The following is a 26050-nucleotide window of genomic DNA, read 5'->3' as shown; positions in this document are numbered from 1 at the left end:
ATGATGACCTCTGCCCTTTTTTGTGTGGGAGGCTGCTCCTGCGGCCACAGGATTGGCGAGCAGGGGCTCGTTCCCACAAGAATCCACGATTTGAAAGTTCGCTGCCATGAGTTTGCGTCCCACCGTTGATTTTTTGCTGCACGACTGGCTGAAAGTCGAGACCCTGCAATGCCGCGAACGCTTTGCCGATCACTCGCGTGAAACCTTTGATGCGGTGCTTGACACCTGCGAGCGCATCGCCCGCGAGAAGTACGCCCCCTTTAACCGCTTGGTGGACACACAAGAGCCGCAGTTCGATGGCGAAAAAGTCATCCTGCCGCAAGCCACCCAAGATGCGTACAAAGCCTACGCTGAGTCCGGCATGTTGAGTGCGGCGCAAGACTACGATGTGGGCGGCATGCAGTTGCCCTACACGGTCGAAGCTGCTGCCAACGCTTTTTTTGCCATGGCCTCGGTCAGCATCGGCTCGGGCATGCTGACCAGCGGCAACGCCAATTTGCTGATGGTGCACGGCACCGATTTGCAAAAGCAGGTGTTTGCGGCCCATGAATTTTCGGGGCGCTTTTCGGGCACCATGTGCCTCTCCGAGCCGCAAGCTGGATCGTCGCTTAGCGATGTGACCACCCGCGCCACGCCGGACGGTGCGGGCTTTGAGGCCGATGCTTTGGGGCCTCGCTACAGACTCAAGGGCCACAAGATGTGGATCTCGTCGGGCGAACATGAACTGTCGGAAAACATCATCCACCTGGTGCTGGCCAAGATCCCCGACGCGAATGGCCAACTGGTGCCCGGCGTCAAGGGCATCTCGCTGTTCATCGTGCCCAAAAAAATGGTGGACACGCAGGGGCAATTGACGGGTCAGCGCAACGATGTGGCGCTGGCGGGCCTGAACCACAAATGCGGCTGGCGTGGCACCACTAACACGCTTTTGAACTTTGGCGAGGGCAAATACCCGGTGGCCTCTGCGGGCTCAGCACAAGCGGTAGCCGGGGCTGTGGGTTACCTGGTCGGCAAACCAGGCGAAGGCCTGCGCTGCATGTTCCACATGATGAACGAGGCCCGCATCGGTGTGGGCATGGCCGCCACCATGCTGGGCATGGCCGGTTATTACGCCAGCCTTGATTACGCCAAAAACCGCCCGCAGGGCAGGCCCAGCGGGGCAGGGGGAAAAGACGCCAGCCAACGGCAAGTGCGCATCATCGAACACGCTGACATCAAGCGCATGCTGCTGGCCCAAAAAGCCTACAGCGAAGGCGCACTTGCCCTGGCTTTGTACAGCGCCCGCCTGGTGGACGAACAGCACACCGGCAGCGCCGAAGACGCCGATGTGGCGCGTTTGCTGCTGGAAGTGCTGACGCCCATCGTCAAGAGTTTCCCCAGCGAATGGTGCTTGGAAGCCAACAGCATGGCGATCCAGATCCATGGCGGTTACGGTTACACCCGCGACTTCCCGGTCGAGCAGTACTGGCGCGACAACCGCCTGAACATGATCCACGAGGGCACCCACGGCATCCAGGCCATGGACTTGCTGGGCCGCAAGGTGTTGATGGAAAACGGTCGGGGCTTGCAACTGCTGGCCCAGCGCATGCTGGCCACTGCAGCCCAGGCCCAAGCGTCATGGGCACCCGAAGCCGCCGCGCTGCGCGATGCGCTTCAACAAGTCGGGCAAGCCACCGAGCAAGCCTGGGCGGGGGCCGAGCCTGCGCAGGCGTTGGCCAATGCCGTGCCGTATTTGCAGGCCTTTGGCCACACCGTCATCGCGTGGATCTGGCTCGATGTGGCGTGCTGCTTGGACGGCGACACGACGCCCGCAGCCCAAGGCCGTCGCGCGGCCTGCCGCTACTTTTACCGCTACGAACTGCCCAAGATCGGTGCCTGGCTGCGTGTGGTCAGCAGCCGTGACCCGACTTGCGCTGACCTGCCTGAGGAGGCATTTTGATGATTCGACACATCGTGATGTGGAACCTGCACGACCACGCCGAAGGGGCCGACAAAGCGGTCAATGTGGCCAAAGCCAAAGCCCTTCTTTTGTCGTGTGCCAAGGTGGTGCCTGGCATCCAGACCTTTGAAGTGGCCACCGCCACGGCGGGCATGGACTGCACCAACGATCTGGTGCTGCACATGTTGCTCGATGACGCGCAGGTGCTAGCGGCTTACCAGAATCACCCCGATCATGTGGCCATCAAACCCTTCATGAAAACGGTCGTCAAAGAACGGCGCTGCATGGATTTCACAACCGAGTAACCGGAGACCTTAGATGGCACGCACTGTTCAACAACTGTTTGACCTGACCGGGCAAGTGGCCTTGGTTACCGGCGGCTCTCGCGGTCTGGGCTTGCAAATGGCCCACGCACTGGGTGAGGCCGGCGCCAAGATCGTGCTCAGCTCGCGCAAGGCCGCTGACCTCGAAGAAGCTGTCGCCGAGCTGCAAGCTGCTGGCATCGATGCCCGATGGATTGCTGCCGATTGCGGCAAGGAAGAAGACATTCGCCGTCTGGCCGCCGAGACCCTGGAGCGCATGGGCCAGATCGATATTCTGGTGAACAACGCGGGGGCCACTTGGGGTGCACCTGCCGAAGACCACCCGGTTGAAGCCTGGGACAAGGTGATGAACCTCAACGTGCGCGGGTATTTCATCTTGTCGCAAGAAGTGGCCAAGCGCAGCATGATTCCGCGCAGCAAGGGGCGCATCTTGAACGTGGCGTCCATTGCCGGTCTGGCGGGCAACCCTTCAGAGATGAAAACCATTGCGTACAACACCTCCAAGGGGGCGGTCATCAATTTCACCCGCGCCCTGGCGGGTGAGTGGGGCGAGCACGGCATCACCGTCAACGCCATTTGTCCGGGCTTTTTCCCCAGCAAAATGACCTATGGCTTGCTGGAAAAACTCGGTGCCGACAAGCTGGCCCAAGGAGCGCCACTGAGACGCCTGGGCGATGACGAAGACCTCAAAGGGCTTGCGCTGTTGTTTGCCTCTGACGCTGGCAAACACATCACTGGCCAGTGGATGGCTGTCGATGGTGGCGTGAGCGCCATCATTGGCGGTTGAGTCTTACCCGAGGTTCCGCATGAGCATCCCCTTTGGCGCGCACATTCCCTTTGTGGACCTTCTGGGCTTCACCCTCGAAAAATTCGAGGGTGGCCAGTCCGAGCTGCATTACGCGCCTGCCGCCGAACACCAAAACTCGTTTGCGGTGACGCACGGCGGCGCGGTGATGAGCTTGCTCGATGTGGTCATGGCCACAGCCGCTCGCAGCGTAGACCCCGACATGGGCGTGGTCACCATCGAAATGAAAACCACATTCATGCGCCCGGCCAAAGTTTCGGGCGCTGAAAAGCTGGTGGCCAAGGGCGCACTTTTACACCGCACGCGCAGCATGGCTTTCACAGAGGGCCGTGTGTTCGATGCCCAAGGGCAACTGTGCGCTCACGCCACAGGCACTTTCAAATATGTGGCCCGCCGTGAGGCGTCAGCACCCTCGACCGACTGATTTTTTACATTGACTTATTTCCGGAGACAAACATGACCCTCAACCATCAAATCGTTCTCGACAATCGCCCTCAAGGTGAGGCCACTGTGGCCAACTTCAAACAGGTCGCAACGCCTGTTCCCGCTTTGCAGGATGGCCAAGTGCTCGTGAAACACCACTTTATGAGCCTGGACCCTTACATGCGCGGCCGCATGAACGAGAGCAAAAGCTACGCCGTGCCCCAGCCGCTGGGCGAGGTCATGATCGGCGGGACCGTGGGCGAGGTGGTGGACAGTTGCCACCCCAAATTCAAGGCAGGTGACCAAGTCGTGGGCATGGGGGGCTGGCAGGAATACAGCGTCGTTGATGCCAATGTGTTGGGCGCCTTGCGCAAGGTGGACACCACCCATGTGCCCTTGTCGCATTACCTCGGCGCGGTCGGCATGCCGGGCGTGACCGCTTGGTATGGCCTGGTGAAAATCATCGCGCCCAAAGCAGGCGAGACCGTGACCGTGAGCGCGGCGAGCGGTGCTGTGGGCAGCGCTTATGGTGCATTGGCCAAAGCACGCGGCTGCCGCGTGGTGGGCATTGCTGGTGGCAAAGACAAATGCGATTACGTGGTCAACGAACTGGGCTTTGACGCCTGCATCGACTACAAAGAGCACAAGGATTACATCTCGCTGTCCAAGGCATTGCGCGAAGCCTGCCCGAACGGCATTGACGGCCATTTTGAAAACGTGGGTGGCATGGTGCTCGATGCGGTGATGTTGCGCACCAACGCCTTCGCCCGCATTGCGGTCTGCGGCATGATCGCGGGTTATGACGGTGCACCACTGCCCATGGCCAATCCAGCCCTTATCTTGGTGAACCGCATGAAGATCGAAGGCTTCATCGTCAGCGAGCACATGGAAGTCTGGCCCGAAGCACTGCAAGAGCTGGGCACCTTGGTTGGCACAGGCAAACTGCGTCCGCGCGAATCCGTGGCCCAAGGTTTGGCGGCTGCGCCTGAGGCGTTTTTGGGCCTGCTCAAGGGCAAGAACTTTGGCAAGCAGCTGGTCAAACTGATCTGAGGCCAGCCACATGTCCGATCTGATCCTGCACCACTACCCGACCTCGCCGTTTGCCGAAAAAATAAGGCTGATTTTTGGCTACAAGCAATTGGCCTGGAAGAGCGTGTTCATCCCCATGATCATGCCCAAGCCCGACCTGACGGCGCTGACTGGGGGCTACCGCAAAACACCCGTGCTGCAGGTGGGTGCCGACATTTATTGCGACACCGCGCTCATTTGTGATGTGCTGGAGCACATCGGCCCCAAGTCCACGATTTACCCTGACGCCGTCAAAGGCGCTGCGCGCATCGTGGCGCAATGGGCAGACAGCGCCTTGTTCACGGCCGCCATGGCCTACAACTTCCAGCCCGCAGGTGTTGCTCAGGTGTTTGCAGGTGCCCCTGCTGAAAGCGTGCAAGCCTTTGTGGCCGACCGGGGTGCCATGCGCGGCGGCGCAGCCCGCATGTCGTCTGCAGACGCCGCGGCCACCTACAAAAGCTACTTGCGCCGCTTGGCCAACATGCTGCACGGACAGGATTTTTTGTTCGGTGCACAGCCCTGTGTGGCCGACTTTGCGGCTTACCACCCCCTTTGGTTCACGCAGGAGCGCACGCCCGCCTTGGCCGGCATTCTGGACGCCACACCCGAGGTGAAAAGCTGGATGGTCCGCATGCAAGCCATCGGGCACGGCACGCCGGATAAGTTCAGTGCTGAACAAGCGCTGCAAGTGGCCCAGACATCCACGCCAGCATCTTTGCAGGGCGAGGTTTTTCAGGATGAGCACGGCATCGCGCTGGGCAGCGCCGTGGTGATCGCCGCCGACCACTTTGGCCTGGAGCCGACCGAGGGTGAGTTGGTCGCAGCCACCCGCACCCGCTACACCTTGAAACGCAGCGATGAGCGTGCAGGCACTGTGCATGTGCATTTCCCACGCGTGGGCTTCACTTTGAAAAAGGCATCAGCATGATCGAAAACTTCAAAGGCAAAACCGCCGTCTTGACCGGTTCGGGCTCGGGCTTTGGTCTGGAATGTGCCCGCATTGGCGCCAAACTGGGCATGAACCTTGTGCTGGTCGATGTGCAACAAGACGCACTCGACAAAGCCGAGGCCGAAATGAAGGCGCAAGGCGTGCAGGTGTTGGCCCGCCAAGTGGACGTGTCCAATGCGGTGGCCATGGCGCAACTGGCTGCCGACGTGAAAGCGCGCTTTGGTGCACCGCATTTGGTGTTCAACAACGCGGGCGTGGGGGCAGGGGGCTTGGTTTGGGAAAACTCGGTCGCTGACTGGGAATGGGTGCTGGGCGTCAACCTTTGGGGTGTGGTGCATGGCGTTCGCTTGTTCACGCCCATGATGCTCGAAGCAGCCAAGGCCGATCCAGCGTACCAAGGTCATTTGGTCAACACCGCCAGCATGGCGGGTTTGCTCACGCCGCCCAATATGGGCATCTACAACGTCAGCAAGCACGCCGTGGTGTCCTTGACCGAAACGCTGTATCAGGATTTGCAGCTGGTCAGCGATCAGGTCAGCGCCAGTGTGTTGTGTCCTTACTTTGTGCCCACCGGTATCAGCCAGAGCCACCGCAACCGACCAACCGAACTGGCCGCTGACAAGCCCACCGCCAGCCAGTTGATTGGCCAGGCCCAGAGTGACAAAGCGGTTGGCAGCGGTAAGGTGTCAGCCGCCGATGTGGCGCAAAAAGTGTTCGATGCCGTGACCAGCGGCCAGTTCTATATATACAGCCACCCGCAGGCGCTGGGCAATGTGCAAAGCCGGATGGAGGCCATTGTTCAGGGTAGCAACCCACCCGACCCTTTTGCCGCCAAACCCGAAGTGGGCGAGGGCCTGCGCCAAGCCTTGCGCAGCATTTGACGCCCTCAAAGCCTTTGAGCCCCAACGCGACAGTGTTGGGGTTCAAAGGCTGGTCAGTGAAAGTGGCCTTCAAAGCAATGGCGAAGTTCGTGACCGAGCGCCACATGTGAGGTTGGGCTGCCTGTGACGATCACACATTCTTTTTTATCGACTTGCCAGACCGCGCACGCCACGGGCGGGGTGAAGTAGGCCTGCTCACGGCCCATGCCAATCGAACGCGCACAGTACTGGGCGACATCGTTTCGGATTTCCCAGCGAACAGAGACCTCTTTCATGATTCGCTTTTCTGGCGATTTAGGCGTGAAATTTTCATATTCCGCAGCCGGAATCGCAGCGCCACCCAGCGTTTGACAACCCGTCAAAACAACCATCAACATCCCTGCGAGGGCCACGCAGACTGCGCGATGGACCCTGCGTACTCTTTTTTTAATCATCAAATTCATCAACCACTCCTTTTTGACAATTGTTTTATCAATTTTAATTAGTTTATTTTTTTGATGGTTTAACGTCAATGATTTTGATGAATTATTTGTTTTATTAAAGATGTCTGAATCAGAAATCGAGAATTTCAACAAGCGTTCTGAGGCAGGTCTGAGGCTGAGCGCTTGTGGCAAACTTGCCCGCTTTCCCCTCAAGATGTGACCTGAGACATGCAGAAAATCCTGGCCCAACTGGCCGCAGAAATCCGTATCCGCCCTGACCAGGTCAAAACCGCGGTGGACTTGCTTGATGGCGGTGCCACCGTCCCCTTCATCGCCCGTTACCGCAAAGAAGTGACCGATGGGCTGGACGACATCCAGCTGCGTGAACTGGAAGCCCGCTTGGCTTATTTGCGTGAGCTTGAAGACCGCCGCGCTGCGGTCATCAAAAGCATTCAAGAGCAGGGCAAGATGACGCCCGAGTTGTTGGTCGCCATCGAGGCGGCCCCCACCAAGCAGGAACTGGAAGACATTTACCTGCCCTTCAAACCCAAGCGCCGCACCAAAGGCATGATTGCCCGCGAGGCTGGGCTGGAGCCCTTGGCCAACATGCTGTTTGCCAACCCCACGCTCGATCCGCACGCCGAGGCGCAGGCTTTTGTGCTGGCTGCTGGTGCGATTGAAGGCGCGGACTTCACCACCACAGCCGCCGTGCTCGATGGCGTGCGCGACCTGCTGAGCGAGCGCTGGGCCGAAGACGCCTCGTTGGTCCAAACCCTCCGCGAATGGCTGTGGCAGGAAGGCCTGTTTAAAAGCAAGCTGTCTGATGGCAAAGACGAAAACAACGCGGACGTTTCCAAGTTCCGCGACTACTTTGAATACGACGAGCCGATTGGCCGGGTGCCCTCGCACCGTGCTTTGGCGGTGTTTCGCGGTCGCGCTTTAGAGATGCTGGACGCCAAGCTGGTGCTGCCTGTTGAACCTGAGCCCGGCAAACCCAGCATTGCCGAAGGCAAGATTGCCATGCAACTGGGCTGGAGCCACGCGGCCCGTCCCTCGGACGATCTGATTCGCAAATGCGTGGCCTGGACTTGGCGCGTGAAATTGAGCCTGTCCACCGAGCGCGACCTGTTTACCCGCTTGCGCGAAGAGGCTGAAAAAGTCGCCATCAAGGTGTTTTCAGACAATCTGCGCGATTTGTTGCTGGCAGCCCCCGCAGGCCCCCGCGTGGTCATGGGCCTGGACCCCGGCATCCGCACAGGCGTGAAAGTGGCCGTGGTCGATGCCACCGGCAAACTGGTGGACACCGCCACCGTTTACCCTCACGAGCCCCGCAAGGACTGGGAAGGCTCGCTGTTCACCCTGGCCAAGCTGTGCGAAAAGCACCAGGTCAACCTGATCGCCATCGGCAACGGCACCGCCAGCCGAGAAACCGACAAACTGGCCGGTGACCTGATCAAGCAATTGGCCCGTCTGCACGGTGGCGCTGAGATTCAAAAAGTCGTGGTCAGCGAAGCGGGCGCTTCGGTTTACTCGGCCAGCGAATTTGCCAGCCAAGAAATGCCCGATGTGGATGTGAGTTTGCGCGGCGCAGCCAGCATCGCCCGGCGTCTGCAAGACCCGCTGTCTGAACTGGTCAAGATTGACCCCAAAGCGATTGGCGTCGGCCAATACCAGCACGACGTGAACCAAAGCGAGTTGGCCAAAACCCTGGATGCCGTGGTCGAAGACTGCGTGAACTCGGTGGGGGTGGACCTGAACACCGCCAGTGTGCCGCTGTTGTCGCGCGTGTCGGGGCTGTCTGGCAGCGTGGCCAAGGCGGTGGTGCGCTGGCGCGATGCCAACGGCATGTTCAAGAACCGGCAAGACCTGCTCAAAGTCACGGGCTTGGGGGCCAAAACCTTTGAACAAAGCGCAGGCTTTTTGCGCATTCGGGGAGGGGACAACCCCTTGGACATGACCGGGGTGCATCCTGAAACCTACCCTGTGGTCGAGCAAATCATTGTCAAAACGGCCAAGCCCATCCAAGAGATCATGGGCCGAGCGGATGTCTTGAAAACCCTCAAACCCGAACTGTTCGCCAACGACAAATTCGGCGCCATCACCATCCGAGACATCTTGGGTGAGCTGGAAAAACCGGGCCGCGACCCGCGCCCCGACTTCAAAGTGGCCCGATTAGCCGATGGGGTAGAAGACATCAAGGACTTGAAAGAGGGCATGACGCTCGAAGGCACCGTGAGCAACGTCGCCCAGTTCGGCGCCTTCATCGATTTGGGCGTGCACCAGGACGGCTTGGTCCATGTGAGCCAATTGGCCAACAAGTTCGTTACCGACGCGCGCGAAGTGGTCAAGACCGGCGACATCGTCAAGGTGAAAGTGCTTGAAGTGGATGTGGCCCGCAAACGCATCAGCCTGACCATGAAACTCGACGCGGCCCCTGCACGGCGCGATGGGCCAAGAGACAACAAGTTTGAAGGGGCAGGGCGAGACAACCGCCAGCGTGGCGGCGGTGGCTACACCTCGCCCCCCGCAACCGGTGCAGGCTCGGCCATGGCCAGTGCGTTTGCCAAGTTGCAGGGGTTGAAGAAGTAAACACCATGCAAGCCCTCCACATCCACGCCGGCCCCAAGGCCCTGGCCCACATCCGTGAACACGGTCTCAAGCCGGAGCACATTGGCGTCATTCCGGGGGCAGCTGGTGGGCCGAAAGGGCTGATCCTTGGGCCGTTGGACCGCTTCATTTTTGGCGAATGGCTGGCGCAAAGCAGCCAAAGTGTGGACCTGGTGGGCGCTTCAATCGGCGCATGGCGCATGGCCACTGCCTGCCTTACAGACCCCGTGGCGGCGTTTGCGCGGTTGGAGCGCGACTACATTCAGCAGCACTACGAACCGCTGCCGGGCCACAAACGCGTGAGCGCCGAGCAGGTGAGCGAAGCCTTTGGTCAAAGCTTGCAGGCTTTTTATGGTGGGCGAATCCAAGAGGCGCTGAGCCACCCCCGATTTCGCCTGCACATCGTGACCTCGCATGGGCGGCATGTGCTGCACCGCGAACACCCCTTGGCCACGCCGCTGGGGTATGCAGGTGCATTTTTGAGCAATGCCCTGAGCCGCCGCGCCTTGGGCGGGTGGCTGGAGCGCGTGGTTTTTTCTGGGCAAGGTGCTGCACTGCCTTTTGACGCTCAAGATTTCCGTACCCTCAAAGTCACCTTGACCGAAGGCAATTTCATGCCCGCGCTACAGGCCAGCTGCTCCATCCCGTTTGCGCTCAAAGCCGTGCACGACATCCCCGGTGCACCCGCTGGCGCGTATTGGGACGGCGGCATCACCGATTACCACCTGCACCTGAACTGGATGGCACCCACGCCTGCACAGGGGCCCGTACGTGCCATCGTGCTGTACCCTCATTTCCAGAAAAACGTGGTGCCAGGCTGGCTCGACAAAGTCCTGAAATGGCGTCATGGTGCCAGTCCGTTTTTGGACCACACCGTGGTCTTGGCCCCCAACCCCGAATGGGTCAAAACACTGCCCAACGGCAAACTGCCCGACCGTCAGGATTTCATGACCTATGACCGCGATCTGGCGGGTCGGGTCAAGGTGTGGCAAGCCGCAGCCCGTGCGAGCCAGCAACTGGCGGATGAGTTTGCTCATTGGCTTGCACGGCCCGATTTGAAGGGCATTCGGCCCCTTTAACGGCTGTGTTGGCATGCAAACGGCCTGTCAAATGGCCGGGCTGGGATAATCAGGGCATGCAACCCGATACCCCTTACCTCACCGCCGCACTCTACAAATTCGTCGATCTGCCTGATTTCGCCGATCTGCAAGCGCCTTTGCAGGCCTGTTGCGAGGCCAACGAGGTCAAAGGCACCTTGCTTTTGGCGCACGAGGGCATCAACGGCACCATCGCCGGGCCTGAAAACGGCATCCGCACTGTGCTGGCTTTTTTGCGGGCCGATCCGCGTTTGGCCAGCTTGGTGCACAAAGAGTCGTGGAGCCCCAAGCCGCCGTTCACCCGCATGAAGGTCAAGCTCAAAAAAGAGATCGTCACCTTGCGCGTGCCCGAGCTGGACCCCAACAAGACCGTGGGGCAGTACGTCAAACCCGCCGACTGGAACGCCTTGCTGGCCAACCCGGACGTGGTCGTCATCGACACCCGCAACGACTACGAGGTGGCCATTGGCACCTTCAAGGGCGCGGTCAACCCAAACATCAAGAACTTTGTGCAACTGCCCGCCTGGCTGGACGCGCAGCCCCATTTGCAGGGCGACGCCGCCAAAAAGACCAAGGTGGCCATGTTTTGCACAGGCGGTATCCGCTGCGAAAAATCCACCGCACTCATGAAAATGCGCGGCTTTGATGAAGTGTTCCACCTCGAAGGCGGCATCCTCAAGTATTTGGAAGAAATTCCGCCCGAGCAAAGCATTTGGGAAGGCGAGTGCTTTGTGTTTGATGAGCGCGTGAGCGTAGGCCACGGCTTGGGCATGGGCAGCCATGATCTGTGCCGCTCATGCCGCTGGCCGCTGAGCGAACAAGACAAGTTGTCGCCACACTACGTTTTGGGCGTCAGCTGCGAGCATTGCCATGACCAGCGCACACCCGAGCAAAAAGAAAAACTGGCCGAGCGCCAACGTCAGGTCGAGTTGGCCCAAGCGCGTGGCGAAATCCACGTGGGGGCCAAGATGCCGGGCCATGAAGCCCCTTGATGGCCCACATGGCACGCATGGCCCTTTTGGCGCTCGCTTGAAACACCGTTCCGCGCTTGGTTCACCGGCTTTGGTATGAGCGATTTCATACCCTTTGTGCAAGAGCTGCTCGAAGACTGGGGCACCGTGTCTGCCCGGCGCATGTTTGGTGGACATGGCCTGTACCACGAGGGGCTGATGTTTGCCATCGTCATGAACCAACAGCTGTTCTTCAAAGCCGATGCGCAAAATCGCCCTGAATTTGAGGCTCTGGGCCTCACGCCCTTTACGTTCTCCATGAAGGGCAAAGACGTGGCGCTGTCTTATTGGTCTGCGCCCGAGGCGGTATTTGACGATGCCAGTGAAGCCGTGCGCTGGGCGCGCTCGGCTTGGGATGCGGCAGCGCGAGGGCATTTGGCCAAAGCACTGGCCAGGGAGAAGGCCAAAGCCCGGTTGAAAACGCGTCCACCACGCCCCTCTTGACCAGGATCACCAACGCCATGGATTGGCGCTTTATCCCCTCAGGGATTGCTTGCGGATCTTCAAGGACCTGCGCTTTTCGCCCGCCAGCAGGCCCCAGCCTCACAGGCTGGTCAACAGCATGTCCCGGTATTCGTCTGCCGAAGCAATGCGCGGGTTGGTCTTGTGGCAATGGTCGGCCAGCGCCCCGGTGATCACCGCGTCAAACAGCCCTTCGGTCACGCCCATCGCGCCCAAACCACTGGGCAGGCCCAGGCGGGCGCACATGTCACGGATGGCATCAGGAATGTCCGAGCCGCTGTGCAGGCCCATGGCCTGGGCCATCCGGTTCAGGCGGTTGTCTTTTTGCACCGACTCGGCTGCAGCGTTGAAACGCACCACGGCCGGTAAAAACATGGCGTTCAAGGTGCCGTGGTGCAAGCGTGGGTTCACGCCACCCAAGCTGTGGCTCAGGGAGTGCACGCAGCCCAGCCCCTTTTGGAAGGCCATGGCACCTTGCATGCTGGCGCTCATCATGTTAAAACGCGCTTCGCGGTCTTGTCCGTTGGTGGTGGCACGTTCGATGTGTCCCCAAGCCCTGGCCAAGCCATCCAGCGCAATGCCGTCGGCGGGCGGGTTGAAGGGCGCGGCCATGAAAGTTTCCATGCAGTGCGCTACGGCGTCCATGCCGGTGGCGGCGGTCAGCATGGGCGGCAGTCCGAAGGTCAGTTCGGGATCGCAAATGGCGGCTTTGGGCACGATGAACCAACTGTGAAAACCCACTTTGCGACCGTCGTCCAGGATCAAAATCGCGCCTCGTGCCACTTCGCTGCCGGTGCCGCTGGTGGTGGGCATGGCGATGATGGGGGCCACGCGGTCGGTGATCTTGAGCGAGCCGCCTTCGATGGTGGCGTAGGTTTTGAGCGGGCCTTCGTGGCTGACGGCAATCGCCACGCCCTTGGCACAATCAATCGCCGAGCCTCCGCCCACCGCGATCAAGCCGTCGCAGCCGTTGGCCTTGTACATGGCCGCTGCGGCGCGAACCGCCGATTCGGTCGGGTTGGACGGGGTCTGGTCAAACACCGTGACCGGCAAACCGGGCAGGGCGTCGAGCGCTTTTTGCAACACGCCAGCGGCTTTGACGCCCGCGTCGGTCACGATCAAGGGTTTGTGGATCCCCACGCGTTCGCATTCGGCTTGCAGCAGCTTGACTGCGCCAAAGTCGATCTGGATCTGGGTGACGTAATTGATGAATGACATGGGGCAATACTCCAAACTGTTGCGCCCAACAACGACCAAGTGACAGACCTGGGTTGGCAGGGCGTTGTACGATCAAAGCCCATTTTGAGGCAGGAATGGCCTTTGGGCATGCGGGTGCTGTCACCCTTGTTGGCCCTTGCCTTTCTCACTGGCCACTTTTGCTGTTTGAACCGATCTCACCACCCACGGCCCTGTCGATCTTTTTGCCCATGAGCAGCCACCACACCAACCCCCGAGCCCTGTTGAACGCCGCCACACGCAGCTTGATCGAGCGGGTGCACCGCGCAGGTCGCCCGCCCATGACCGCCATGACGCCTGCTCAGGCCCGTGCTTTTTACGACATCGGCGGACCCATGCTGGACCTGCAACCCGCACCGCACGTGGACCGGGTAGAAAACATCCACATCCCCGCCCGCGATGGGCATGCCATGCCCGCCCGGCTTTACGCCCCCAAACAAGTGACAGGCGAGTCTGCTTTGCCCGTGTTGCTGTACATCCACGGCGGAGGCTTCACCGTGGGCAGCCTGACGACCCACGACGTGCTGTGCCGCCAGCTCTCACGCCACGGGCATTGCGCGGTGGTTTCACTGGACTACCGCCTGGCGCCAGAGCACCGATTTCCGACTGCGGTGCACGACAGCTGGGATGCGCTGAACTGGTTGCATCAAAACGCACAGACCCTGGGTTTGGACAGCACGCGCCTGGCCATGGGCGGCGACAGCGCGGGCGGCACGCTCAGCGCCGTGTGCGCCTTGATGGCCCGCGATGAGGGCTTGAAACTGGCTTTGCAGTTGTTGTTTTATCCAGGCTGCGGCGGTCGGCAAGACACCGCCTCGCACCACACATTTGCCGACGGCTTCATGCTCGACAAAGAGACCATCGACTGGTTTTTTGACGGCTACATCGACAAAGCAGACCGCGACGACTGGCGTTTTGCCCCCGGCAACGCCCCCGACCACAGTGGCCTGGCACCCACCTGGATCGGCTTGGCCGAATGCGACCCGCTGGTGGACGAGGGTGTGCAATACGCCGACACCTTGCGCATGGCGGGTGTGCCGGTCGACCTTGAAATTTACAAAGGCGTGGTGCATGGTTTCATCACCATGGGCCGCGCCATCCCCGACGCCCTGCAAGCGCATGCCGATGCTGGCCGGGCTTTGAGGGCCGCCTTTGAAGTCATGGATACCCGGTCAAGCCGGGCATGACAAACCCACAAATACCCGTCATGCCCGCGCATGTGCTCACTCCATTCCCCAAAGCCCATTTTCTGCTCCCACAATTACCCTAAATTCGTCATACCCGCGCAGGTGCTCACTCCATTCCCTAAAGCCCATTTTCTGCTCACCCACTTACCCTAAATTCGTCATACCCGCGCAGGTGCTCACTCCATTCCCGAAAGCCCATTTTCTGCTCACCCACTTACCCTAAATCCGTCATGCCCGCGCATGCGGGTATCCAGCTCACAACAGGAACTGATTCATGAAACGCCAAGATTTTCGTTTTTCTCATCGCATGCGCGTGCGGTGGGTTGAAGTTGACATGCAAAAAATCGTGTTCAACGGTCACTACCTCATGTACTTCGACACCGCCGTGACCGACTATTGGCGGCAATTGGCCATGCCTTATGCCGAAACCATGCACCAGCTTGGGGGTGATTTGTTTGTCAAAAAGGCCAGCGTCGAGTACCACGCCAGCGCCGAGATGGACGATTTTCTGGACGTGTGCATGCGCTGCGACCGCGTGGGCAACTCGTCCATGACCTTTGCGGGCGCGATTTTTCGGGGCGATGAACTGCTGATCACCAGCGAGCTGGTTTATGTGTACGCCGACCCGGTGGCCAAGAAAAGCCAGCCCATCCCGGCCCCTTTGCGCGACATGCTGGAAGGCTTTGAGCGCGGGGAAGACATGGTGCAAGTGCATATGGGCTCTTGGCACGACTTTCAGAAACTGGCCAGCCCGCTGCGCACCGAGGTGTTTGTGAACGAGCAAAAAGTGCCTGCCGAATTGGAGTGGGACCACGAAGACGACACCGCCTTGCACGCCGTGGCCCTGAACCGCATGGGCATGCCATTGGCCACAGGCCGCTTGTTGCAACACGCTCCTGGTGTGGCCCGCATTGGCCGCATGGCTGTTAAGAAGCAGATGCGCGGCAGCGATTTGGGCCAACGTGTGCTGCAAGCCCTGATGAGTGCAGCCAAAGACCGGGGCGACACCCAAGTCGTTTTGCACGCGCAATGCAGCGCAGAAGGGTTTTACAAACGCTCAGGATTCAGGCCGCATGGCGCGGTTTTTGAAGAAGCGGGAATTGCGCACATCGAGATGGCGCGTGAATTGAGCTGACGCTTCTGCCACTGACACTTTAGGACCTGATTCCTGGCAAATGCCAATCGCTGAAATTTTCAGCAGTGTTGGCGCCAGCTGGACCCCTTAAATGTCTGCAAGCAAGGCGTAGGGCAAGGGCGACAACTCTAAGGCCACGCCTTCGGCGCTGCCCACATGCCAACCGCTTTGCATGCTCTCGGTCGTGCCGCTCACCAACGCATCAAAACCTTCGCCGTCAGGCCGTGCCGCGCACAGCACCACGGTCGCGCAGGGCTGTTCGGGGTCAGCCGGTGTGAACACATCCTGCCCGGCGCTCATTGCCACTGAGCTGTGCACCAGCGCTGTGCGGCGCTTGAGCGTGCCGCGAAACTGGCTGCGGGCCACCACTTCCTGGCCGGGGTAGCAGCCTTTTTTGAAGTTGACACCGCCCACCGATTCGTAATTGAGCATTTGCGGCACAAAAGCCTCGAACAGGGGCTGGGTGATCAGCGTCACGCCGCTCATCACTTCAAACCAATGCCACACATCGCTGGACAATTCTGGGCCTTCAGGCAGTGACTGATTTACGGGTGCCAGCCACAAGGCGCGGGGCACTTGAACGTTGTTCAGCACAGACGGGTACAAGGCCAGGGCATGAGCACCCTCCGTCACCGTGCTTTGCCACGGCGCGGCATCGCCCAGCAAGTGCTTGGCACTGTCGCCCACCAAACCGCGCAGCTGCCACTGGCCGGTGGCGTCGGTCATTTTGACTTTGGCGCGCATCACAAACATGGACAAGCGCTTGAGGGTCTGGGCTAGCAAATCCAGGCTCAAGACCAGCAAAACCGTGTCGGGCGCAGTTTTAACGACGACAAAGCTGGCCTGCATGCGGCCCTTGGCTGAGCAAAAAGCCGCCAGTCGCGATTGGCCCACGGGCAGCAACAGCACGTCGTTGCTCAATTGGTTGTGCAAAAAGTTGGCCGCATCTTCGCCCTGGGCCTGAATCACGCCCAAGTGGGGCAGGGCGCTGACGCCGTTCAAAAGGGTCTGGGAGTGAGGGCTGAATGGGGCAAGGGTGTTCATGGGGCGGCTCTGTCGTCTGGCAAGGCGTGAATTATCATCCCCCCACGTTTTCGACACCCGAACAAAGGACATGGCCGTGCTCAAAGGCTTGATGAAGTTACTGACAAGCCTGCTGGTGATGGCGCTGGGCCTGGGCGCCGGTGCATTCTGGTGGATTCAGCAGCCGCTGAATGCGCGTCAAGCCGCGCTGGATTTGTCGATCGAGCCCGGCACATCGCCCAAAGCGATTGCACAAGCCGTGGCCGACGCCGGGGCGCAGACCTCACCCTCGCTCTTGTACGCCTGGTTTCGCCTGTCGGGCCAATCGCGCCAGATGCGTGCAGGCAGCTACGAAATTGCGCCCGGCACCACGCCCCAAAGGCTGCTGAACATGCTGGTGCGAGGCGAAGAAAGCCTGCGCACCGTGACGATTGTGGAAGGCTGGAACTGGCGGCAAGTGCGCCAGGCGCTGGGCAAGGCCGACAACCTCAAGCCCGATAGCCGCGCTTTGGCCGACGACGCTTTGATGGCACAACTGGGTCGCCCGGGCGTGGCCCCGGAAGGGCGCTTTTACCCGGACACCTATTCTTATGCCAAGGGCGCGAGCGACTTGGCCGTTTTGCAACGGGCCATGAAGTCCATGGACAAACACCTGCAACAGGCCTGGGATGTTCGTCAAGCCGGGGTGTCGGTCAGGTCGCTTGAAGAAGCGCTGACGTTGGCCAGCATCGTCGAAAAAGAGACCGGCAAGGGCACTGACCGCCCTTTGATTTCGGGCGTATTCAACAACCGACTGCGCATTGGCATGCGATTGCAGACCGACCCGACGGTGATTTATGGCCTGGGTGAGGCGTTTGACGGCAACCTGCGCCGTGTGCACTTGACCACCGACACGCCTTGGAACACCTACACGCGAGCCGGTTTGCCACCCACGCCGATCGCGATGCCCGGCAAAGCCGCTTTGCTGGCCGCGGTGCAACCCGCCAAAACGCAGGCCCTGTACTTTGTGGCCAAGGGCGATGGCAGTAGCCACTTCAGCGCCACGCTCGATGAACACAACCGGGCCGTCAACCGCTACCAGCGCGGACAGTGAAGACATCCGCTTGGCCAACAGACAACGTGCTGCTGACGGGCTTAGCTCCCCGCTTGAGCGACAATCGAATATTCACATCACACCTTTATGACACGCGGCACATTCATCACTTTTGAGGGCATCGACGGTGCGGGCAAATCCACACACATTGAGCGCGTGGCCCAGCTTTGTCGAGAAGCGGGCAGGGCGGTGGTGCGCACCCGCGAACCTGGTGGCACGCCGGTGTCCGAAAAGTTGCGTGAACTGGTCTTACACGAACCCATGGACGCGCTGACCGAAGCGCTGTTGATGTTTGCCGCTCGCCGTGAGCACTTGGTGCAAGTGATCGAACCCGCGCTGGCCCGGGGCGATGTGGTCTTGTGTGACCGTTTCACCGATGCCACTTTTGCCTACCAAGGCGGTGGGCGCGGCTTTGACTGGCAGGTGCTGGCCCAGCTCGAAAGCATGGTGCAGGCTTTGCCCGATGGGGCTTTGCGCCAGCCCGATTTGACGGTTTGGTTCGACTTGGACCCACACATAGCGGCTGAGCGCTTGGCTTCAGCCCGGGTGCCCGACAAGTTTGAGTCTCAGCCCGCTGACTTTTTTGCGGCCGTGCGAGCAGGGTATGCCAAACGGCAAGCCGAGATGCCAGACCGTTTTGCACGCATCGATGCTGCCCAAAGCATGGACGCCGTTGGAGCTAACGTGAGCCGTGTGGTCGGTGCATGGCTCGGGCGGGATGGCGCATGAGCGCGCCCTTGAACGCCCCGTGGATTGCCCGCCAAGCCACCGATTTGCTGGCCCAGCGTGGGCATGCCTGGTTGCTGCAAGGCCCGTCGGGCTTGGGTCAATACGAATTGGCGCTGGCTTTGGCGTCGGCGTGGTTGTGCGAAAAGCCCACCCCACAGGGCGCTTGTGGCGATTGCCCCAGTTGCCACGCCATTGCCGTGCACACCCACGCCGACTTGGCCGTGCTGATGCCCGAGACGGTGATGATCGAGTTGGGCTGGCCCTTGTCCGAAAAAGCGCAGGACGAGATTGACAAAAAATCCCGCAAGCCCAGCAAAGAAATCCGTGTGGATGCGATGCGCGATGCGGTGGAGTTTTCGCAGCGCACCGACGCCCGTGGGCGCGGTAAAGCGGTGCTGGTGTTTCCGGCTGAGCGCATGAACACCATCACGGCCAATGCCTTGCTCAAGACACTTGAGGAGCCGCCAGGCGATGTGCGTTTTGTGCTGGCCACCGAGGCCAGCCACATGCTGCTGCCCACCATCCGCAGCCGTTGCCTGGCCCACACCATGAAGTGGCCTGAGGCCGATGAAGCGCTGGCCTGGTTGACCGGGCAGGGCGTGCAAGCGCCTGTGGCGCAGGCTTTGCTGCGCAGCGCAGGCGGCAGGCCGACCGATGTGTTGCGGCAGGCCGAATCGGGTTTGTCCCCCGAATGGTGGGCCGCGCTGCCCAAAGCCATGCGCCAAGGCGATGCGCGGCATTTGGCCGACATGAGCTCCGCCCAAGCCATTGATGCCTTGCAAAAGCTTTGTCACGACCTGGTGTTGCGTCAAGCAGGTGCTGCGCCGCGTTTTTTCGATGCCGCCCAGTTGCCCGCCACCTCGGCATCGGTCATGGTGCTCACGGATTGGTTCAAGCGACTGATGCAATCGGCCCGCACCGCCGAGCACCCTTTTAATGCCGGTCTGATGCTCGAAGCGCTGACCGCCGATGCCCAACAAACCCTGCTGTCCAAGGGCTGAACGATGTACACCGATTCCCATTGCCACCTGAATTTCCCGGAACTGATGGGTCGGCTGGACAGCATTTTGCAGTCCATGGAAGCCGCCCAAGTGACCCGCGCCCTGTGCATTTGCACCACGATGGAAGACTTTGACAGCGTGCACGGCTTGGCCATGGCGCACGACAACATGTGGGCGACGGTGGGCGTGCACCCCGACAACGAAGGCGTGCGCGAGCCCAGTTTGCAAGACCTGCTCGATGGTGCGGCCCGGTCCAAGGTGGTGGCCATCGGCGAGACGGGGCTCGACTATTACCAGATGGACGAGCGCAAAGGCGGGCGCACCATCGCCGATATGGAATGGCAGCGCGAGCGTTTTCGCACCCACATTCGGGCTGCGCGTCAAACCGGCTTGCCCTTGGTCATTCACACCCGGCAAGCGTCGGATGACACCATTGCCATCCTGAAAGAAGAGGGCGAATCGGGTGACGCTGGCTCGGCGGGGGGCGTTTTTCACTGCTTCACCGAAAGCATGCAGGTGGCCAAAGCGGCCTTGGACTTGGGGTTTTACATCTCTTTGTCGGGCATCTTGACCTTCAAGACCGCAGCTGATCTGCGCGAAGTCGCCCAATTTGTCCCCGATGACCGCCTGCTGATCGAGACCGACAGCCCCTATTTGGCTCCTGTGCCTTACCGTGGCAAGTTGAACAATCCGTCTTATGTTCCGCATGTTGCCAAGTTGTTGGGTGAGCTTCGCGGTTCAACTTCGGAGGCGATTGGCGAGTTGACGACTCGCAATTTCTTGAATTTGTTCGCCAAAACAGCCGTCTAAAACCTCATGTTAAATATTAATTTAATTGAAAAAGCTGTTGTTTTAATTGGATTTATTTTTATTAACCTGCCCTCCTGGGCAGGTTCTTACGAAGACTATTTCAAAGCGATTCAGTTCGACGATGTCAGGACTGTTCAGGCTTTGCTGCAACGCGGGTTTGACCCAAACACCGTCAATCCCGCAGGTCATGCTGGCCTGATGCTGGCCGTGCGCGAGCCTTCGCCCAAGGTCACACAGTTGTTGCTTAGCTGGCCCAAAATCAAAGTCGAGGTCCGCAACGACAAGGATGAAAGTGTTTTGATGTTGGCGGCACTCAAGGGCCATTTGCCCTTGGTCAAGCAGTTGGTCGAACTCGACGCCGATGTGAACAAACCCGGCTGGACGCCTTTGCATTACGCCGCATCCACGGGCCAAGTCGCCGTGATCGAATTTTTGCTCGAAAACAGCGCGTACATCGACGCCGAATCGCCCAACGGCAGCACGCCATTGATGATGGCGGCCATGTACGGCAGCCCCGAAGCGGTCAAGGTCTTGATCCAGGCCGGTGCCGATTTGAATATCAAAAACCAGTTGGGTTTGACGGCCCTCGATTTCGCTGTTCGTGGTCATCGCCAAAATGCCAAAGAGTTGATCCAAACAGGTCTGCAGCGCCAGGCTGCGCGTGCGGCCAAGGCTCAGACACCCAAACTGGTGGCAGACGATGTGACTGCGCAGACAGCGTCATCGCAAGCCACGACCCCAGCAGGTCCGGTCAATACACGTTCAACAGCCAACGCTGCGCAATCGTCAGCGCCGGTTTTGCCGCCAGCGGCTGAAGCATCCATGCCCGCATCCAAACCGGTCAAAACGGGTTGGTGATCTGTCGGCGTGAATCTCAAGTTCCCTTTGCTTCACCATTTGATTCATACGATGTATATTATGTAAAGTGACATCGGTCAAAGAAGTTGGTTAAATTAAGAAAATTATGTGGGCAAGCGCACGTTGCGTGGCAAAATCTCGCCGTTCTATTCATCTGGAGAAAAATCTTGAACAAAGCAGAACTGATCGAAACATTGGCCAAAGAAACTGACATGTCCAAAGCCGCTGCCGGCCGTGCCGTGAGCGCGCTGGTTGAAATCATCACCAAGACGGTTGCCAAAAAACAAGACGTGCAACTGATTGGCTTTGGTACCTTCAAAGCCGCCAAGCGTGCCGCTCGCGTTGGTAAGAACCCACGCACTGGCGAGAAGCTGAAAATTGCAGCCGCTACCGTGCCCCGTTTCAGCGCTGGTGCCGCTTTCAAAGCAGCCGTGAACAAGAAGAAGTAATTTCCAATTGCTTCCGCCGAAAGGCAGCCATGGTGTTCCACCAGGCTGCCTTTTTTCATGGGCGTTCGGTTGATGGGGCATGTCCCGTGATGCGGCATCGAACTTGTGGGTGTTGGCGAACAGCGCAAGCGCATCTGGTCAGATAACTTGTGCGGGTCTGGTGTTTTGTATCACCATGAAGAAAGCCCAACATGACCACTCCTCGATATGTTTACATGGCTTGCTTGGCCCTGCTGCCGGTCTTGTGGCTGCCACAGACTGCACAAGCGCAAAGAGCCGATGACCAAGCCCCGCGCAAAGCACAGCGCCAAGACAAGCCAGCGCCTCATGCGCCGCAGGTGCACAAAGCGCCCGATCAACACCCTGCCGCCAAGCAGCAACGCAGCAAACATTGGCATCCCCATCACCCGCCTGCAGAGATGCCGCCCTTCATGCCGCACCACATGACGGCACCCTCACCTGCTGCAGAAATTCGGATCGGGCAGTATTTCCAATCGCACCACCTAGAGGCCGCAAAAAGCTACTACAGCAGACCCGAGAACATGGGGTTTTGCCCGCCGGGTTTGGCCAAAAAGGGCACCGGCTGCTTGCCTCCAGGCCAGGCCAAACAATGGCACAAAGGCGTGCCACTGCCGCAAGGTGTGGTTTATTACGAGTTGCCCAGAACGGTGCTTGTCACATTGGGCGTGCCACCGCCGGGCTACAAATATGTCCGAGTCGCCTCCGATATCTTGTTGATCGCCATCGGCACCAGCTTGGTGATCGATGCCATGGAAGATTTGGTTCGTTAGAGCAAAACCAATATTGTTGCGAGACGTAATGGCTTGCTCGCCCGCGAGCCATTGCAGAAAATCCGGGTACGAGCCTGAAGTGACCGACAATCACCCTCTTTGACTTTCGGTTGGCAGCGGCTTTTATGGCGATTCAATGGTTTCCCGGACACATGCACCTCACGCGCAAAGCGATTGGGGAACGCATCAAAGACATCGACGTCGTCATCGAAATGCTCGACGCCCGCTTGCCCGGCTCCAGCGCCAACCCGATGCTGGCCGAGCTGATTCAAGGCAAACCAGGCCTGAAAATTCTCAGCAAGCAAGACTTGGCCGATCCGGTGCAAACCACCGCCTGGTTGCGCCACTACAACGCCTTGCCCGATGTGCGTGCCTTGGGTCTGGACACCAGCATGGTTTCGCCAGCCAAGGCCTTGATTGAAGCGTGCCAACAATTGGCCCCCAACCGGGGTGGCATGGTCAAACCCATGCGCGTGCTCATTTGCGGCATTCCCAACGTCGGCAAATCCACGCTGATCAACACCCTCAAAGGCAAACGCGCCGCCAAAACGGGCGACGAAGCGGGTGTGACCAAACTCGAGCAGCGCATCACGCTGGCCGATGATTTTTATTTGTACGACACGCCCGGCGTTCTTTGGCCTCGCATCATCGTCGAGCAAAGCGGGTTCAACTTGGCTGCCAGCGGTGCCATTGGCGTGAACGCGTTCGACGAAGAAGTGGTGGCGCTGGAGTTGCTGAACTACCTGATCCCCAACTACCCACAAGCACTGGAAGCCCGCTACAAAATCAAAGACGTGGCCAGCCACACCGACGAAACCATGCTCGAAGCCATTGCCCGCCAACGCGGCGCCCTACAAAGCGGCGGGCGTGTGAACACGACCAAAGCAGCCGAGTTGGTGATCCACGATTTCAGGTCTGCCGCTCTGGGCCGCGTGACGCTGGAAACACCCGAAGAATTTGCCCAATGGCTGGCCGAAGGCAAGAAAGCCGACGCAGAACGCACCCAACGCAAAGAAGGCTCGAAAAAAGCCAAAAAACAGGCCCGCGAATGACCACCGGCCAAAGCATGCAAAACCAAACCCCGCAGCGCGCCACCCCCGACAAAGAGGCCATCGCCCTCCTCCCCGCGTTCGAGCGACTCGGGCTGGACCGCATCACCTTGGTGAGCACCGGTGCGCAGGCTGGCCGTGCCTATGACCAACTCGTGCTCGCGCAGGCTTGGGGTTTTGACACCGAATCCAAACCAACCTTCAAGGTGGGCGAGCAGTCTGACGGCCCGCACATCCTGCAACTGTCTACCGCCGAACGGGCTTGGGTGTTTCAGCTGCACGAACCCGAATGCCGAAACGTGGCCGCCGATTTGCTGGCATTCAAAGGCATCGCCAAAGCCGGTTTTGGCTTGGGTGATGACCGCAAACGCATCATCCACAAACTGGGCATCGAGCCTCAAGGCATTCTGGAACTCAACACCGTGTTCCACCAACGCGGCTACCGCAAAGACATGGGCGTCAAAGGCGCTGTGGCGGTGCTGTTCAACCAGCGCTTCATGAAGTCCAAAAAAGCGGCGACCAGCAACTGGGCCAATGCCCGCCTGACCGAATCACAGTTGGTCTACGCGGCCAACGACGCGTATGCCGCGATTCGGGTCTGGGACGCCTTGGGCTTGGTCTGAGCCATCGCGAAATGAAGCCCTAAAATTACTGTCAATCCCCTGCTCGCAGTCCGAGCCCGACCGCACACTGAATTCTTCCCATGTCTGACCCCACGGGCCACAGCGCCAAGCCACACATCGCCCACGCCAGCTCGGTGCTGGAATTTGCCAACGCATTGTGGCGCGTGCGCAGGCCCAAGCCCTTTGTGTTGGTCATTGAAGGCGAAGTCGGTCATGAAGGCTCAGAGCCCACCGATTACCTGCACGACCAACTCCTGTTGCCCGAATTGCGCGAGGCCTTTTACCAATTGGTCGATGCCACCGGCTTGGTGGTGTGCCTGAATTCACACACAGAGCACCCCACCTACCGCGATGTGCGCGGGCGCTCCAGCAAAGGGCGCCTCAGCCAAGGCGAGTACTACCACCACGATGGCTGCACAGGCCCCGTCAAACCGCGCTTTGTCGAAATCCGCTGCCCCATCCAGCCGCAAACACGCGCCGTGGCCACCGCCGTGGCACCGCACCGCGATGTGGTCAAAGCCATGGTGCAAGTGCTGCCCGCCGAGCTGGCCAGCAACGCGGCCCTGGCCGGGCAAGACATGAGCCCCGAAGCCCTCGATCAAATGGAGGATGCCGCGCTCGACCACTTGCAAGGCCTCATCACGCGCACCGTGCGCAAAAAGCTCCACGCCGAAGGCGCACGCAGCTACTTCCGGCAGGTGGATGCGGCGGCCAACGCCTACTTTGAACCCTGGGCCTTGGGCGAAAGCCGCTTCATCGCCAACGCCAACAGCGGCGTGACCATGCAACACCGCCGTGCCTACCAAGCCCCACACACCGGCGGCGTGGCCAATGGCCACTTGGTCAAACGTTGGACGAATGAAGAGCTGCTGCTACCCGGCCATGTGGTGGACCAAGCTTTGATTGCCGCGCTGTGCAGCGAGGAAGGTGATGAAGCGGATGGGGAGCGGGCTGAGGGGTGTTACCTCGGGGCGCATTGAGATGCGGTGAATAAGCCGTTTGATCGCCGCTTAAATTCAGGTGATTGCCGGACATTGGAAGAATACAAAAAAAGCCCGGACAGTTCCCCGCCCGGGCTTTTTTGTTTGCAGCGAGAAGTACTTTACTTCTTGCTCGGCGGCAGATCCGTGCAGCTGCCATGCGCCACCTCCGCCGCCATGCCGATGCTTTCGCCCAGCGTGGGGTGCGGGTGGATGGTTTTGCCGATATCCACGGCGTCTGCGCCCATTTCGATGGCCAGAGCGATCTCGCCAATCATGTTGGTGCGCATCTGGATCTCAACGTTGGTGTAGCTGCGGTTGGTCACAGACACACCGACAAAAAGTACTTTATAAGGTACACTTTATAAATGTCGTCGAGCAGAAAAATCCCTGCCATCTTCTACCGGTCTGCACTTGGCAGCGAGCCGGTGAGCGAATGGCTGAAGACTTTGGACAAAGCGGAACGCCAAACCGTAGGCGAAGACATTGCCTATGTCCAATACAAATGGCCCATAGGCAAACCACGGGTCGATCATTTGCGAGGGCCAATCTGGGAGGTTCGCAGCAAGATCGGCAACCGCATCGCACGCGTGCTTTTTGCTGTGGAGGAGTCCGAAATGATTTTGCTGCATGCCTTTGTCAAAAAGACCCAGCAAACCAACCCCGCCGATATTGAACTGGCGACCAAACGCTTGAAGGAGTGGATCAATGGCCAAAGCAACTAAAGTCAATCCCCACACGGGCAGCAGTTTTGATGACTTCCTCAAAGAGGACGGCATCTATGAAGAAGTGCAGGCCCGTGCGCTCAAACGCGCATTGGCCGAGCAACTGGACGACGCCATGCAAAGCGGCAAGCTCAGCAAAGTGAATATGGCGCAACGCATGGCCACCAGTCGGTCCCAATTGGACCGTGTATTGGACCCGAGCAATCTGTCCATTCAGCTCGACACCCTGGTCAAAGCAGCGAGCGCAGTGGGTCGGACAGTTGAAATTCGGCTCAAGCGCGACAGCAAGCGTTCGCGAGCCACCTCGGCGTAGGGGAAACCGAAAGCCTGCTGTGCGCCACCAGCTAAAAAGCCCGGACGGTTTCCCGTCCGGGC

The 26050-nt window shown here is 59.6% G+C and carries 28 protein-coding genes and 1 pseudogene; 25 read left to right on the top strand and 4 right to left on the bottom strand.

Translation table 11 applies throughout. The annotated features are described in order from the left end of the window. Nucleotides 1–106 precede the first annotated feature (106 nt). Genes BN3544_RS04545 through BN3544_RS04515 form a run of 7 tightly spaced genes read left to right on the top strand, consistent with a single transcriptional unit; the run spans nt 107 to nt 6388 of the window. A complete protein-coding gene (locus BN3544_RS04545) occupies nt 107–1939 on the top strand; it encodes an acyl-CoA dehydrogenase (RefSeq protein ID WP_019428998.1) in 1833 nt (610 codons plus the stop codon). After that, a complete protein-coding gene (locus tag BN3544_RS04540; RefSeq protein WP_019428997.1) occupies nt 1939–2244 on the top strand; it encodes a Dabb family protein in 306 nt (101 codons plus the stop codon). The genes BN3544_RS04545 and BN3544_RS04540 overlap by 1 nt, the downstream gene beginning before the upstream one ends. A gap of 13 nt (nt 2245–2257) precedes the next feature. Next, nucleotides 2258–3049: an SDR family oxidoreductase gene (locus BN3544_RS04535; RefSeq protein WP_019428996.1), complete on the top strand. Its 792-nt coding sequence runs from the start codon at nt 2258–2260 to the stop codon at nt 3047–3049. 19 nt (nt 3050–3068) lie between these two features. Continuing rightward, on the top strand, nt 3069–3491 hold the full coding sequence (locus BN3544_RS04530) for a PaaI family thioesterase (RefSeq protein WP_019428995.1): 423 nt from the start codon (nt 3069–3071) through the stop codon (nt 3489–3491). A 32-nt stretch (nt 3492–3523) separates the two neighbouring features. Then, complete coding sequence (locus BN3544_RS04525; RefSeq protein WP_019428994.1) at nt 3524–4540, top strand: NADP-dependent oxidoreductase; 1017 nt, start codon at nt 3524–3526, stop codon at nt 4538–4540. Nucleotides 4541–4550: 10 nt separating this feature from the next. Beyond that, nucleotides 4551–5486, top strand: coding sequence for a glutathione S-transferase family protein (locus tag BN3544_RS04520; protein ID WP_019428993.1), 936 nt, complete (start codon nt 4551–4553; stop codon nt 5484–5486). Beyond that, entirely contained in the window at nt 5483–6388 is a 906-nt protein-coding gene (locus BN3544_RS04515) for an SDR family oxidoreductase (protein WP_019428992.1), read from the top strand. Before BN3544_RS04520 ends, BN3544_RS04515 begins: the two co-directional genes overlap by 4 nt. 53 nt (nt 6389–6441) lie before the next feature. On the opposite strand, the gene BN3544_RS14405 is transcribed toward BN3544_RS04515, so the two are convergent. Further along, nucleotides 6442–6960 carry a hypothetical protein gene (locus tag BN3544_RS14405; RefSeq protein ID WP_231733888.1) on the bottom strand — a complete coding sequence of 173 codons (519 nt, stop codon included), beginning with the start codon at nt 6958–6960 and terminating at the stop codon, nt 6442–6444. Between the two features lie 78 nt (nt 6961–7038). Between BN3544_RS14405 and BN3544_RS04505 the strand changes: the two genes are divergently transcribed. From BN3544_RS04505 to BN3544_RS04490, 4 genes are all read left to right on the top strand, one after another. Next, the gene (locus tag BN3544_RS04505) at nt 7039–9399 is read left to right on the top strand and encodes a Tex family protein (RefSeq protein ID WP_019428989.1); all 2361 of its coding nucleotides are present in this window, start codon (nt 7039–7041) and stop codon (nt 9397–9399) included. Nucleotides 9400–9404: 5 nt separating this feature from the next. Then, nucleotides 9405–10496 carry a patatin-like phospholipase domain-containing protein gene (locus BN3544_RS04500; protein ID WP_019428988.1) on the top strand — a complete coding sequence of 364 codons (1092 nt, stop codon included), beginning with the start codon at nt 9405–9407 and terminating at the stop codon, nt 10494–10496. Nucleotides 10497–10552: 56 nt separating this feature from the next. Further along, the gene (locus BN3544_RS04495; protein WP_026036476.1) at nt 10553–11506 is read left to right on the top strand and encodes an oxygen-dependent tRNA uridine(34) hydroxylase TrhO; all 954 of its coding nucleotides are present in this window, start codon (nt 10553–10555) and stop codon (nt 11504–11506) included. A 75-nt stretch (nt 11507–11581) separates the two neighbouring features. After that, entirely contained in the window at nt 11582–11968 is a 387-nt protein-coding gene (locus tag BN3544_RS04490; RefSeq protein WP_019428986.1) for a TfoX/Sxy family protein, read from the top strand. Between the two features lie 99 nt (nt 11969–12067). Here BN3544_RS04490 and BN3544_RS04485 read toward each other — a convergent pair whose 3' ends face one another. Then, the gene (locus BN3544_RS04485; RefSeq protein ID WP_019428985.1) at nt 12068–13204 is read right to left on the bottom strand and encodes an iron-containing alcohol dehydrogenase; all 1137 of its coding nucleotides are present in this window, start codon (nt 13202–13204) and stop codon (nt 12068–12070) included. Nucleotides 13205–13413: 209 nt separating this feature from the next. On the opposite strand from BN3544_RS04485, the gene BN3544_RS04480 reads away from it, so the two are divergent. Next, the gene (locus BN3544_RS04480; RefSeq protein WP_050999072.1) at nt 13414–14409 is read left to right on the top strand and encodes an alpha/beta hydrolase; all 996 of its coding nucleotides are present in this window, start codon (nt 13414–13416) and stop codon (nt 14407–14409) included. A gap of 274 nt (nt 14410–14683) precedes the next feature. Then, on the top strand, nt 14684–15544 hold the full coding sequence (locus BN3544_RS04475; RefSeq protein ID WP_019428983.1) for a YbgC/FadM family acyl-CoA thioesterase: 861 nt from the start codon (nt 14684–14686) through the stop codon (nt 15542–15544). Between the two features lie 87 nt (nt 15545–15631). On the opposite strand, the gene BN3544_RS04470 is transcribed toward BN3544_RS04475, so the two are convergent. Then, nucleotides 15632–16588, bottom strand: coding sequence for a CAF17-like 4Fe-4S cluster assembly/insertion protein YgfZ (locus BN3544_RS04470; RefSeq protein ID WP_019428982.1), 957 nt, complete (start codon nt 16586–16588; stop codon nt 15632–15634). Nucleotides 16589–16658: 70 nt separating this feature from the next. Between BN3544_RS04470 and mltG the strand changes: the two genes are divergently transcribed. The 10 genes from mltG (at nt 16659) to BN3544_RS04420 (ending at nt 24950) form a co-directional block, all read left to right on the top strand. Beyond that, the gene (gene mltG, locus BN3544_RS04465; RefSeq protein ID WP_019428981.1) at nt 16659–17660 is read left to right on the top strand and encodes an endolytic transglycosylase MltG; all 1002 of its coding nucleotides are present in this window, start codon (nt 16659–16661) and stop codon (nt 17658–17660) included. A gap of 87 nt (nt 17661–17747) precedes the next feature. Beyond that, entirely contained in the window at nt 17748–18389 is a 642-nt protein-coding gene (gene tmk, locus BN3544_RS04460; RefSeq protein WP_019428980.1) for a dTMP kinase, read from the top strand. Further along, nucleotides 18386–19390 carry a hypothetical protein gene (locus tag BN3544_RS04455; protein WP_019428979.1) on the top strand — a complete coding sequence of 335 codons (1005 nt, stop codon included), beginning with the start codon at nt 18386–18388 and terminating at the stop codon, nt 19388–19390. The genes tmk and BN3544_RS04455 overlap by 4 nt, the downstream gene beginning before the upstream one ends. A gap of 3 nt (nt 19391–19393) precedes the next feature. After that, a complete protein-coding gene (locus BN3544_RS04450) occupies nt 19394–20200 on the top strand; it encodes a TatD family hydrolase (protein ID WP_026036473.1) in 807 nt (268 codons plus the stop codon). Nucleotides 20201–20206: 6 nt separating this feature from the next. Beyond that, on the top strand, nt 20207–21058 hold the full coding sequence (locus BN3544_RS04445) for an ankyrin repeat domain-containing protein (protein ID WP_081499347.1): 852 nt from the start codon (nt 20207–20209) through the stop codon (nt 21056–21058). 167 nt (nt 21059–21225) lie between these two features. After that, a complete protein-coding gene (locus tag BN3544_RS04440) occupies nt 21226–21507 on the top strand; it encodes an HU family DNA-binding protein (protein ID WP_019428976.1) in 282 nt (93 codons plus the stop codon). A gap of 191 nt (nt 21508–21698) precedes the next feature. Continuing rightward, entirely contained in the window at nt 21699–22298 is a 600-nt protein-coding gene (locus tag BN3544_RS14350) for a hypothetical protein (RefSeq protein WP_193364652.1), read from the top strand. 125 nt (nt 22299–22423) lie between these two features. After that, complete coding sequence (gene ylqF / locus BN3544_RS04430) at nt 22424–23350, top strand: ribosome biogenesis GTPase YlqF (protein WP_019428974.1); 927 nt, start codon at nt 22424–22426, stop codon at nt 23348–23350. Next, nucleotides 23347–23970: a 3'-5' exonuclease gene (locus BN3544_RS04425; protein ID WP_019428973.1), complete on the top strand. Its 624-nt coding sequence runs from the start codon at nt 23347–23349 to the stop codon at nt 23968–23970. The genes ylqF and BN3544_RS04425 overlap by 4 nt, the downstream gene beginning before the upstream one ends. A gap of 80 nt (nt 23971–24050) precedes the next feature. Further along, entirely contained in the window at nt 24051–24950 is a 900-nt protein-coding gene (locus BN3544_RS04420; protein WP_019428972.1) for a hypothetical protein, read from the top strand. A gap of 122 nt (nt 24951–25072) precedes the next feature. On the opposite strand, the pseudogene BN3544_RS04415 reads toward BN3544_RS04420, so the two are convergent. Next, nucleotides 25073–25231, bottom strand: a pseudogene (locus tag BN3544_RS04415) (hypothetical protein); the annotation flags it as partial. Between the two features lie 87 nt (nt 25232–25318). Here BN3544_RS04415 and BN3544_RS04410 point away from each other — a divergent pair. Next, nucleotides 25319–25675 carry a type II toxin-antitoxin system RelE/ParE family toxin gene (locus BN3544_RS04410; RefSeq protein WP_019428970.1) on the top strand — a complete coding sequence of 119 codons (357 nt, stop codon included), beginning with the start codon at nt 25319–25321 and terminating at the stop codon, nt 25673–25675. After that, complete coding sequence (locus BN3544_RS04405; RefSeq protein WP_019428969.1) at nt 25659–25988, top strand: XRE family transcriptional regulator; 330 nt, start codon at nt 25659–25661, stop codon at nt 25986–25988. The genes BN3544_RS04410 and BN3544_RS04405 overlap by 17 nt, the downstream gene beginning before the upstream one ends. The last annotated feature ends 62 nt before the right edge of the window (nt 25989–26050 follow it).

Origin of the sequence: Limnohabitans sp. Rim47 (genome assembly GCF_001517545.1) — a bacterium.
Lineage (GTDB): Bacteria > Pseudomonadota > Gammaproteobacteria > Burkholderiales > Burkholderiaceae_C > Limnohabitans_A.
The sequence above is the reverse complement of the archived record's forward strand: the minus strand, read 5'-3'. Positions and strand labels throughout refer to the sequence as shown.

What these genes read in the sequence shown, in the direction of transcription:
- BN3544_RS04450 (WP_026036473.1), top strand. Translation starts at nt 19,394, where the DNA reads ATGTACACCGATTCCCATTGCCACCTGAATTTCCCGGAACTGATGGGT.
- mltG (WP_019428981.1), top strand. Translation starts at nt 16,659, where the DNA reads ATGGCCGTGCTCAAAGGCTTGATGAAGTTACTGACAAGCCTGCTGGTG.
- BN3544_RS04525 (WP_019428994.1), top strand. Translation starts at nt 3,524, where the DNA reads ATGACCCTCAACCATCAAATCGTTCTCGACAATCGCCCTCAAGGTGAG.
- BN3544_RS04455 (WP_019428979.1), top strand. Translation starts at nt 18,386, where the DNA reads ATGAGCGCGCCCTTGAACGCCCCGTGGATTGCCCGCCAAGCCACCGAT.
- BN3544_RS04470 (WP_019428982.1), bottom strand. Translation starts at nt 16,588, where the DNA reads ATGAACACCCTTGCCCCATTCAGCCCTCACTCCCAGACCCTTTTGAAC.
- BN3544_RS04515 (WP_019428992.1), top strand. Translation starts at nt 5,483, where the DNA reads ATGATCGAAAACTTCAAAGGCAAAACCGCCGTCTTGACCGGTTCGGGC.
- BN3544_RS04480 (WP_050999072.1), top strand. Translation starts at nt 13,414, where the DNA reads ATGAGCAGCCACCACACCAACCCCCGAGCCCTGTTGAACGCCGCCACA.
- BN3544_RS04495 (WP_026036476.1), top strand. Translation starts at nt 10,553, where the DNA reads ATGCAACCCGATACCCCTTACCTCACCGCCGCACTCTACAAATTCGTC.
- BN3544_RS04505 (WP_019428989.1), top strand. Translation starts at nt 7,039, where the DNA reads ATGCAGAAAATCCTGGCCCAACTGGCCGCAGAAATCCGTATCCGCCCT.
- BN3544_RS04410 (WP_019428970.1), top strand. Translation starts at nt 25,319, where the DNA reads ATGTCGTCGAGCAGAAAAATCCCTGCCATCTTCTACCGGTCTGCACTT.
- BN3544_RS04500 (WP_019428988.1), top strand. Translation starts at nt 9,405, where the DNA reads ATGCAAGCCCTCCACATCCACGCCGGCCCCAAGGCCCTGGCCCACATC.
- BN3544_RS04425 (WP_019428973.1), top strand. Translation starts at nt 23,347, where the DNA reads ATGACCACCGGCCAAAGCATGCAAAACCAAACCCCGCAGCGCGCCACC.
- BN3544_RS14350 (WP_193364652.1), top strand. Translation starts at nt 21,699, where the DNA reads ATGACCACTCCTCGATATGTTTACATGGCTTGCTTGGCCCTGCTGCCG.
- BN3544_RS04545 (WP_019428998.1), top strand. Translation starts at nt 107, where the DNA reads ATGAGTTTGCGTCCCACCGTTGATTTTTTGCTGCACGACTGGCTGAAA.
- tmk (WP_019428980.1), top strand. Translation starts at nt 17,748, where the DNA reads ATGACACGCGGCACATTCATCACTTTTGAGGGCATCGACGGTGCGGGC.
- BN3544_RS04420 (WP_019428972.1), top strand. Translation starts at nt 24,051, where the DNA reads ATGTCTGACCCCACGGGCCACAGCGCCAAGCCACACATCGCCCACGCC.
- BN3544_RS04535 (WP_019428996.1), top strand. Translation starts at nt 2,258, where the DNA reads ATGGCACGCACTGTTCAACAACTGTTTGACCTGACCGGGCAAGTGGCC.
- BN3544_RS04445 (WP_081499347.1), top strand. Translation starts at nt 20,207, where the DNA reads ATGTTAAATATTAATTTAATTGAAAAAGCTGTTGTTTTAATTGGATTT.
- BN3544_RS04485 (WP_019428985.1), bottom strand. Translation starts at nt 13,204, where the DNA reads ATGTCATTCATCAATTACGTCACCCAGATCCAGATCGACTTTGGCGCA.
- BN3544_RS04520 (WP_019428993.1), top strand. Translation starts at nt 4,551, where the DNA reads ATGTCCGATCTGATCCTGCACCACTACCCGACCTCGCCGTTTGCCGAA.
- ylqF (WP_019428974.1), top strand. Translation starts at nt 22,424, where the DNA reads ATGGCGATTCAATGGTTTCCCGGACACATGCACCTCACGCGCAAAGCG.
- BN3544_RS04405 (WP_019428969.1), top strand. Translation starts at nt 25,659, where the DNA reads ATGGCCAAAGCAACTAAAGTCAATCCCCACACGGGCAGCAGTTTTGAT.
- BN3544_RS04475 (WP_019428983.1), top strand. Translation starts at nt 14,684, where the DNA reads ATGAAACGCCAAGATTTTCGTTTTTCTCATCGCATGCGCGTGCGGTGG.
- BN3544_RS04490 (WP_019428986.1), top strand. Translation starts at nt 11,582, where the DNA reads ATGAGCGATTTCATACCCTTTGTGCAAGAGCTGCTCGAAGACTGGGGC.
- BN3544_RS04530 (WP_019428995.1), top strand. Translation starts at nt 3,069, where the DNA reads ATGAGCATCCCCTTTGGCGCGCACATTCCCTTTGTGGACCTTCTGGGC.
- BN3544_RS04540 (WP_019428997.1), top strand. Translation starts at nt 1,939, where the DNA reads ATGATTCGACACATCGTGATGTGGAACCTGCACGACCACGCCGAAGGG.